Origin of the sequence: Pseudomonas sp. HMWF006, from assembly GCF_003061205.1 — a bacterium.
GTDB classification, from domain to species: Bacteria; Pseudomonadota; Gammaproteobacteria; order Pseudomonadales; family Pseudomonadaceae; genus Aquipseudomonas; species Aquipseudomonas monsensis.
Genome location: NZ_QAIU01000422.1, coordinates 24,636 through 32,842 on the forward strand (window position 1 = coordinate 24,636; position 8,207 = coordinate 32,842).

Here is an 8,207-nt window from a genome sequence, read left to right on the forward strand (position 1 = left end):
GGTCGACACCGTGGCACAAATGTCGCGCGGTGCTGCTCCGCAAGCAAACAATGGCGTTCGGCAGTTTGCGGTGGTCACTCAAGCCATCGGCTGATCATCGGGTTTGCGCTTGTTGCCTCCCCCAAATCCCCTCAATACCTGGAGCGTCACCCGTATGTTCGAACCTTGCATCATGCTGTTGGCTCGCGCCGATGGCAGTCGCGTCGACACATCCTTCAAACAGCAACCCTTGAACGCTGCGGACCCTTTCACGACTGGACGTCAGGTCGCCTGGTCAGGGGCTGACGGCGTGTCTGCAGGCCTCGTCGAAGCAGGCGAAATCCTCGATATCGAGGACTTCCCACACATCGAGGTGATCGTGGTCCACGCGGGGCACGTGACGTTGAAAACCCGGGAGCAGACACTGGAACTGGCAGTCGGCGCCAGCGCGGTCATCGGCCGGGGCACGGCCCTGCGAATCGAAGCACAGATCGGCACCCGGTGGGCGTTTTGCGCCATGGTCAGCAAAGGCGCGACGCCTGGCCTTACCTCGCTCGACCCGCTGGCACACCTGTCTCCATCCGCCGCGCCGGAACAACAGATTCTGATCGGTCCAACACCGCAATGCCGGTCGCGCAATGCCTTCGAAGATGCCACAACCGATCTGCGTGTCGGCGTGTGGGACTCGACGCCCTACGAGCGTCACGGGCGCCCGCACAAGCTCAATGAGTTGATGTATCTGATCGAAGGTAGCGTAACGTTGCAGACGCCTGAGGGCTCGAGCGTGACCGTCAACACCGGTGACAGCGTGTTTGTTGCGCGAGGTGCGCAATGCGCCTGGAAAAGCACACGCTATGTCCGCAAGGTGTACGCGGTTAAATAGCAGCCAGAAACGACAGTGCCAGTTGAGTTCCTCGCGCAGACCGCTCTTGCGGTCAACACGACGTCCATCAGATGATCAAGGTTGCATCGCGATCAACCTTCACTACACACGCCCCAGTAAGGAGAGCGTCATGATCGACATGAACCACTTCACGCCGTTTAGCGCCTTGCTCGGAGGCTTGCTGATCGGCACGGGGGCAGTGCTGTTGATACTGTTCAACGGGCGCATCGCAGGCATTAGCGGCATTGTCGGCGGTCTGCTGCGCCCGATAACCGGGGATGTAGCGTGGCGCGCGGCTTTCATTTTGGGCCTGCTAATGGCGCCATTGGCTTTTCGCCTGGTCGCCTCTTTACCCGCGATACAGATTGATGCCGGATATCCGCTATTGATTGTCGCGGGCCTGCTGGTCGGCATCGGCACCCGTTATGGCGCTGGCTGCACCAGCGGCCACGGTGTGTGTGGACTGTCGCGCTTATCGACGCGCTCTGTGATAGCGACACTGGTGTTCATGGGGGCGGGTTTCGTTACCGTTTTTGTCGTTAAGCACCTTCTGGGAGGTCTTTGACCATGGCGCTCTTCTACGCGTGGCTTGCCGGGCTGATTTTCGGTATCGGTTTGCTGATTTCCGGCATGACCAATCCCGCCAAAGTCATCGGCTTCCTCGATTTGGCCGGGCACTGGGATCCATCGCTGGCCTTCGTCATGGCCGGTGCCATTACGGTGGCGGCGGTAGGCTTCAAATTCGCCAGAACCCGAACCCGGTCACTGCTCGGCCTGCCCATGAACCTGCCCACCGCTCGACACATCGACCGGCGACTGGTCGTTGGCAGCCTTCTGTTCGGGATCGGCTGGGGCCTTGCAGGCGTCTGTCCGGGCCCGGCCTTGGTCCTGCTAGGTTCGGGCATCGGCAAAGGCACCGTTTTTGTCATCGCCATGCTGGTCGGCATGGGGCTGTTTGAATGGCTGGAGCGAAAAAAACAACGTGCTACGTCAACCCCCTCCTCCGTGAATAAACCGAGCTGATTCCTGTCCCTTCAACGTGCGTCAGTGAACAGACCTGACGCCGGCCAAAGCGCACGCTGTCCTTGGGCAAGTCGAATAATCGGCCTGCTGCCTTTCCATGTACCGAGGACATTGATCGGTGCGCGACGAAGGACAGTCCTATATGACGTCCACGATCAGCATCCAACTTTTACCCTCTACACAAACTGGACGTTCACTTCAAACCCGTCCCCCCTTCCTGTCGCCGGTGACACCAGGGTCATGTGGGCGCCGACACCCTGCACAATGGTTTTAGCAATGGCCAAGCCCAATCCTGTCCCACTGGCTTCGTTGTTACCTCGCACAAAGCGCTCGGTCAGGTGATGCAATACCGCTCGCGGCACCGCCGGGCCGCCGTTCACCACCCGCAGAAGCGCTTGATCGGTCAGGCTGACCTCGACCGGTTGGTCTGTCGCGCCGTATTTCAGCGCGTTTTCGATCAGGTTGCGCAACAGGATGGCGAAAGCATCGGGATCAATGGCCGAGAAAACGCTGGCCTGGCTTGGCAGTTGCAGCTTGATGCGCTGCCCGCTGCTGTGGTTCCACTCATCAACGACATGGGCCAACAACGGAATCAAGTCTTGGGGCGCTTCGGACAACAGGCCGCCCCCCTCGGCCTTGGCCAGTTGCATGAGTTTTTCCGAGAGCCGCGCCAATTCCCGTAACGAGTGCTCGATCTTCTCCGCACGCACCTGCAACGGGCCTTCGGGGGCTTCGTGGCGCAGGCGTTGAATCTGCGCCAACGTCGCCGCTAACGGTGTACGCAATTCATGGGCGCTGTTGGCCGTGAAGCTGCGCTCGGCCTCCAGCGCCTTGCGCAAACGCTCCAGCAAATGGTTGACCGCATCGGCCAACGGGTCGATTTCCGCCGGCAGACGCGCCACGTTGATCGGCGACAGATCGCCCACACCCCGCGCCTCCACGGCGCGACGATAGGCCAACACGCTACGCAGACTGATGCGCACAAATAACCAGGTGCCCAACAAACTGATCGGGATCAGCGCCAGCAACGGCAATAACAAGGCAAACAGGGCTTCACGCGCAGCTTCTCGGCGATGCCCCAGAGGTTCGGCGATTTCGATAAACACCGTTCCTCGCAGCGCCGAGGCACTGTACAGACGGTACTTTTCAGTGGTGGAAAACCCTTCACTTGGCTGTTTGCTGAAGATCTTCGGGTTTGCGTCGTGGGATTGCATGAGAATCTCACCCGAGGCATCGCGCACCAGGTAGGTCAGGTATTCCTTGTGCATTTTCAGGGTGGCGACATGTTGCGACTCACGAGGGGCTTCGCGATTGCTGATTTCCAGCACGGCCAGAGGCAGGATGCGCTGCGCGGTCTCTTCCAGTGCACTGTCGAACGCTTCGTTCAGCTCATGCTGCACCACCAGCCATGCGCCGACCGTTGCGCCGAGCCAGAGTAAGGTCATGCCCAGGGTCAACCCCAGGCCCAGACGTTTTTGCAGGCTTGACGGCGACTTCATGCGCTCATCAACCGGTAACCCATGCCGCGTACGGTTTCAATCAGCTCGCGACCGAGTTTTTTGCGCAAGCGGCTGATGTAGACCTCGATGGTGTTGCTCTCGATTTCGGCGCCAAAGGCGTACAAGCGCTCTTCGAGTTGCGACTTCGACAGCAAGGCGCTGGGGCGCTGGACAAAGGCCTCGAACAACGCCCATTCACGGGCCGTAAGGTCGACAGTCGTGCCGGCGCGCTGAACGGTGCGTGCGTTCATGTCGACTTGCAAATCACCGAACCTGATTTGCGGATTGGGATTACCGCTGTAACGACGGGCCACCGCCGCTACCCGAGCCGAGAGTTCGAACAGATCGAACGGTTTGACCAGGTAGTCGTCGGCGCCGGCATTGAGGCCGGCAATGCGATCGGATATCTGGTCCTGGGCGGTGAGGATGATGACCGGGGTCACGTCCCCCGCTGCGCGCTGCTGACGCAAGAAGTCCAGCCCGCGACCGTCCGGTAGCATCAAATCCAGCAGGATCAGGTCATAAGGCGTCGTGCGCACACTGTTGCGCGCATGGTCCAGACGCTGCACCCAGTCCACGGCGTGGCCGTCATCGGCAATCTGCTCGCGCACCGCCTCCCCTAAGCCGGGTGCGTCCTCGACCAATAAAACCCGCATCTGGCACCTCCTGCGATGGTTGTCGGGTAACACCTTAACGACCTTAGCTGACGTGAATCTGAAGATTCAGCGGGTTGTCAGGAATAACCGTCAGGGTATGCCACACACGCCAACCCGGCAGGAGACAGATCATGAAATCAGCATTTATTGCCAGTTCCACGCTGTTGTGTGTGCTGCTCAGCGCTTATGCCTTGGCCGATGATGAGTGCAGCGACCCCGTCAGCGACTGGCAGCCACGCGAAACCCTGCGTCTGCAAGTGGAGCAGCAATGGGGCTGGAGCGTGCAGCGCATCAAGGTTGACGACGGTTGCTACCAACTCAACGGCGCTGATCGCAGGGGCAACGCTATAGAGGCCCGTTATGCCCCCGCCTCCCTGCGGTTGCGCACGTTACAGATCGATTTCGGCGACAACGGCGATGCGCGGGACTACCTCGCCAGCCCTGTCCGCGAATGATCGTGGCCGATGATTCCAGGTTGTTCAGGTTGTTGTCAGCCAAAGGGTCCAGGCTTTCGCCTCAATGCTCAAACAGGACACCCTCATGAAAAAGATTATCGCTGCAAGCTGTCTCATCGGTGCCATTGCCCTGCCGGGGCTGGCCCAGGCCCGTGAAGTGACCCTGACGACCCAACTCAAGAACTACAGCGGAAATGATGCGTACCTGGCGATCTACGTCACCGACGCCAATGGCCAGTACCAGAAAACCCTGTGGGTGGCCGGCAAGAAGGCCAAGTATTACCGGCACTTGACCGACTGGGCCCGTGGCAGCGGTATGAACCGGAGTGAATTTGACGGGGTCAGTGGCGCCAGTGTCGGCAGCGGTCAAACGCTCAAAGTCAGCGTCGAACTGGCCGACACCTTGATTGACGCCGGGTATCAGATCCGTATCGACAGTGCCGTGGAGAGCAAACGCGAAGCTCGCGTCGATATCAGCGTCCCCCTGACCTCCAAAGGATCGGGTTCCCCGGTGACGGGCAGCACTTACGTCGACTCCTTTACCTACGACCTGTAGCTCCCGTCATTTCTGGAGGCTGAATATGCTTCGCCAGTTCCATTCTGTGCCCGGCCTGATCGCGGCCCTGCTGGTCATGTTATTGGCCATCAGCGGCGCCGTATTGTCCGTCGATCCAGCGCTTGAGCGCCTGCACAGCACGTCCACGGCGGCCGGCCAACTCAATGTCGGTCAATTGGGCGCGCGCGTAGCCAGCCACTTTCCGGGGGTGGAGCAAATCCAGCGCACTGCGTCGGGAACCGTCATCGTTTATTACAACCAGGACGGTCAGGCCGGGGCCGAAAAAGTTGACCCACTGACCGGCCAGGGCCTCGCGCCTTATGAGCCTTCGGCCTTCTCACGCTGGATGAAAGACCTGCACCGTTCACTGTTCATGGGGACACCCGGCCACGGGGTGTCGGGCATTGGCGCGCTGTTCATGTTGATCCTGTCAGTGTCCGGCTCGTTGCTGCTGGCCCGGCGCCTGGGCGGCTGGCGCAACCTGCTGCGTCCGCTGCGCGGCAGCTTCAGTCAGCGCTGGCATGCCGAAGTCGGGCGCCTGGCTTTGCTCGGCTTACTATTGTCGGCCCTGAGCGGGCTTTACATGTCCGCCACCACCTTCGGTTTGATCACCGACGGCAGTCAGTACGAGCCCGCCTTCCCCACTCACCTCAGCGTCGGCACGGCGTTGCCGGTGGCGAACCTGCAAGCCTTGCAGGCCACCGACGTCAATGACCTGCGCGAACTGGTCTACCCCAGCCCCGGCAACCCGCAAGACGTGTTCTCGCTGCGTACCGCCCAAGGCGACGGTTATGTGGACCCGGTCAGCGGCACTTTGCTGTCTTGGCAAGCTCACGACTCGATGCGCCAGGCTTACGAGCTGATCTACCAATTGCACACCGGTCAAGGACTCTGGTGGCTGGGCCTGCCGCTCGGTCTCTGTGCGCTCTGTGTGCCGTTGATGAGCGTAACCGGCATCCTGCTCTGGTGGCGCCGCCGCAAGGCGGGTCCGAACATCCGTCACAACAGCCCCGTCCACTCCGCCGATAGCGTGATTCTGGTGGGCAGTGAAAATAACAGCACGTGGGGTTTTGCCAAAACCCTGCACGATGCCTTGCACCAGGCTGGGCATCGCGTGCACAGCGCACAGATGAATGAATGGAGCGGCGATTACCGCAGCGCCCAACGGCTGTTCATTCTTACCGCTACCCATGGCGACGGAGATGCCCCTGCCTCGGCGTCGCAATTCCTGACACGGCTGACTCGGGTCGGTCTCAAGCCAGGCCTGCCGTTTGCGGTGCTGGGCTTGGGGGATCGACAGTTTCCGAAATTCTGTCAATACGCCCATCAAGTTCACGATGCGTTGGTGCAGGCTGGTGGCACAGCATTAGTGGAGCTGGAAAAAATCAATCGCCAGTCCCCTCAAGAGTTCGCACGATGGGGGCATGCGTTAGGCGATGCACTGGGACATGATCTGCCCTTGGTCCACACCCCGCAGCAGCCGCGTACTCATCAACTGGTGTTGCACGAATGCATTGTCTACGGCGAGCAGGTGAATACGCCGACCCACATTCTGCGCTTCAAGGCACTGGGTGAGTTACCAGCCTTCCAGGCTGGAGACTTGGTCGGGATTCTACCGCCGGGCAGCCCCGTCCCGCGCTACTACTCACTGGCGAGCGGCTCCGACGACGGCGTGCTGGAGATCTGCGTCCGTAAACACGAAGGCGGTCTGTGCTCGGCGTTCCTGCATGGCTTGAGCCTTGGCGCATCGATCCAGGCCTTTATCCAGCCCAATCCACAATTTCGACCTGCATCGGGCGCCCACCCGGTGATCCTGATCGGCGCCGGCACTGGCATTGGTCCGTTGGCCGGGTTTATTCGCAACAACAAAGCCCGGCATCCGATGCATCTGTATTGGGGCGGGCGCAACCCAGCGTCGGATTTCCTCTACGAACCGGAGCTCAACCGTTACCTGGCGGACCGGCGCCTGACCGCATTGCGCGCCGCGTTCTCCCAGGTTCAGGATCACAGTTACGTGCAAGACCGGCTGATCAGTGATGCCCTGGCGTTGCGTCGGCTGATTGAAAAAGGCGCTCAGGTGTTGGTATGTGGCAGCCGCGAAATGGCCAAAGGCGTGATGCAGGCTCTGGACGAAGTCTTGGCGCCGCTCAACCTGAGTGTACTGACCCTCAAGACACAAGGACGCTACCGTGAAGATGTCTACTGATGGGCAACGCTACAGCCTGAACGGCGAGACCATGGGCACCCGCTACACGGCGTTGTTCTATGCCGATGCGGGCATCGACACCGACGAAATCGGCCACCGTCTCGCCCAGGCCGTGGGCCGGGTTGACCAACAAATGTCCACCTGGAAAGCCGACTCCGACCTCAACCGTCTCAACGCCGCCCCCGAGCAGCAATGGTTGTCAGTGCCCAGGGAGTTGGCCACGGTGCTGGCCGCCGCGCTACGGGTCAGTCAGCAATCGAGCGGTGCTTTTGACATTGCCGTGGGTGATCTGGTGGACGCCTGGGGGTTCGGCCCCGGCGAACAGACGGTGACTGAACAGGCACCGGCGCCAACCTCAGCGCACACGCGACCGTCCGCCTGCGCCGCGTTGATGGTTGACCTGCAACGCCATCAGGTGCGCAAACGAGCGCCGCTGCACCTTGATTTGAATGGCATCGCCAAGGGCTTCGGCGTAGATGAACTGGCCCGCTGCCTGGAAGGGTTTGGCATCACGCGCTATCTGGTCGGCATTGATGGTGAGATGCGCGCCCGCGGGATCAAGCCGGATGCGCAACCCTGGGTCGTGGCGATTGAAAAACCCCGGAGGGGCGTGCGTGAAGTGATGGGCGTGATGGAGCTCGGCGATGCTGCCATCGCAACATCGGGGGACTATCGACAGTGGGTCGAGGTGAACGGACAAACCTACGCCCACACCATGAATCCGGCCACCGGAGCGCCACTGCGCAACCGGCTGGCAGCGGTCAGCGTGGTAGCGGCCTCGTGCATGCTCGCCGATGCCTGGGCCACGGCGCTGATGGTGTTGGGCGAAACCGAAGGCCCGCGCCTGGCGCAGGAACGCGGGATGGACGCCTTGTTCGTGCTGCACGATGGTCAACAGTTCAAAGAGATTTCTATAGTCGGCGGCCAGTTGCAGGCGCACATTGACAGCC

Annotated in this window: 9 protein-coding genes and 1 pseudogene; 8 read left to right on the forward strand and 2 right to left on the reverse strand. The window is 60.9% G+C overall.

Annotated elements, in window-relative coordinates:
- The 4 genes and pseudogenes from DBR24_RS32620 to DBR24_RS17550 all read left to right on the forward strand — a co-directional run.
- Positions 1-94 (forward strand): annotated as a pseudogene (locus tag DBR24_RS32620) (GNAT family N-acetyltransferase); the annotation flags it as partial.
- A 60-nt stretch (positions 95-154) separates the two neighbouring features.
- Positions 155-862 carry a cupin domain-containing protein gene (locus DBR24_RS17540; RefSeq protein ID WP_128615372.1) on the forward strand — a complete coding sequence of 236 codons (708 nt, stop codon included), beginning with the start codon at positions 155-157 and terminating at the stop codon, positions 860-862.
- Between the two features lie 130 nt (positions 863-992).
- Positions 993-1,427: a YeeE/YedE family protein gene (locus tag DBR24_RS17545; protein WP_128615373.1), complete on the forward strand. Its 435-nt coding sequence runs from the start codon at positions 993-995 to the stop codon at positions 1,425-1,427.
- A 2-nt stretch (positions 1,428-1,429) separates the two neighbouring features.
- On the forward strand, positions 1,430-1,885 hold the full coding sequence (locus tag DBR24_RS17550; protein ID WP_128615374.1) for a YeeE/YedE family protein: 456 nt from the start codon (positions 1,430-1,432) through the stop codon (positions 1,883-1,885).
- A gap of 176 nt (positions 1,886-2,061) precedes the next feature.
- On the opposite strand, the gene DBR24_RS17555 is transcribed toward DBR24_RS17550, so the two are convergent.
- Together DBR24_RS17555 and DBR24_RS17560 are read right to left on the reverse strand one after the other, a co-directional pair.
- A complete protein-coding gene (locus tag DBR24_RS17555) occupies positions 2,062-3,384 on the reverse strand; it encodes an ATP-binding protein (protein ID WP_128615375.1) in 1,323 nt (440 codons plus the stop codon).
- Entirely contained in the window at positions 3,381-4,040 is a 660-nt protein-coding gene (locus DBR24_RS17560; RefSeq protein WP_123468784.1) for a response regulator transcription factor, read from the reverse strand. The genes DBR24_RS17555 and DBR24_RS17560 overlap by 4 nt, the downstream gene beginning before the upstream one ends.
- Before the next feature lie 131 nt (positions 4,041-4,171).
- Between DBR24_RS17560 and DBR24_RS17565 the strand changes: the two genes are divergently transcribed.
- From DBR24_RS17565 to DBR24_RS17580, 4 genes are all read left to right on the forward strand, one after another.
- On the forward strand, positions 4,172-4,495 hold the full coding sequence (locus DBR24_RS17565) for a PepSY domain-containing protein (protein ID WP_123468786.1): 324 nt from the start codon (positions 4,172-4,174) through the stop codon (positions 4,493-4,495).
- A gap of 85 nt (positions 4,496-4,580) precedes the next feature.
- Positions 4,581-5,051: a DUF2271 domain-containing protein gene (locus DBR24_RS17570; RefSeq protein WP_123469186.1), complete on the forward strand. Its 471-nt coding sequence runs from the start codon at positions 4,581-4,583 to the stop codon at positions 5,049-5,051.
- A 25-nt stretch (positions 5,052-5,076) separates the two neighbouring features.
- Positions 5,077-7,257, forward strand: coding sequence for a PepSY domain-containing protein (locus tag DBR24_RS17575; protein WP_128615376.1), 2,181 nt, complete (start codon positions 5,077-5,079; stop codon positions 7,255-7,257).
- On the forward strand, positions 7,247-8,207 hold a 961-nt coding region (locus DBR24_RS17580), incomplete at its 3' end, for an FAD:protein FMN transferase (RefSeq protein ID WP_146189075.1). The genes DBR24_RS17575 and DBR24_RS17580, both read left to right, overlap by 11 nt.

Bases quoted from the DNA above. Each gene is read 5' to 3' on its own strand.
- DBR24_RS17545 (WP_128615373.1), top strand. From the start codon at position 993: ATGATCGACATGAACCACTTCACGCCGTTTAGCGCCTTGCTCGGAGGC.
- DBR24_RS17560 (WP_123468784.1), bottom strand. From the start codon at position 4,040: ATGCGGGTTTTATTGGTCGAGGACGCACCCGGCTTAGGGGAGGCGGTG.
- DBR24_RS17570 (WP_123469186.1), top strand. From the start codon at position 4,581: ATGAAAAAGATTATCGCTGCAAGCTGTCTCATCGGTGCCATTGCCCTG.
- DBR24_RS17540 (WP_128615372.1), top strand. From the start codon at position 155: ATGTTCGAACCTTGCATCATGCTGTTGGCTCGCGCCGATGGCAGTCGC.
- DBR24_RS17555 (WP_128615375.1), bottom strand. From the start codon at position 3,384: ATGAAGTCGCCGTCAAGCCTGCAAAAACGTCTGGGCCTGGGGTTGACC.
- DBR24_RS17550 (WP_128615374.1), top strand. From the start codon at position 1,430: ATGGCGCTCTTCTACGCGTGGCTTGCCGGGCTGATTTTCGGTATCGGT.
- DBR24_RS17565 (WP_123468786.1), top strand. From the start codon at position 4,172: ATGAAATCAGCATTTATTGCCAGTTCCACGCTGTTGTGTGTGCTGCTC.
- DBR24_RS17575 (WP_128615376.1), top strand. From the start codon at position 5,077: ATGCTTCGCCAGTTCCATTCTGTGCCCGGCCTGATCGCGGCCCTGCTG.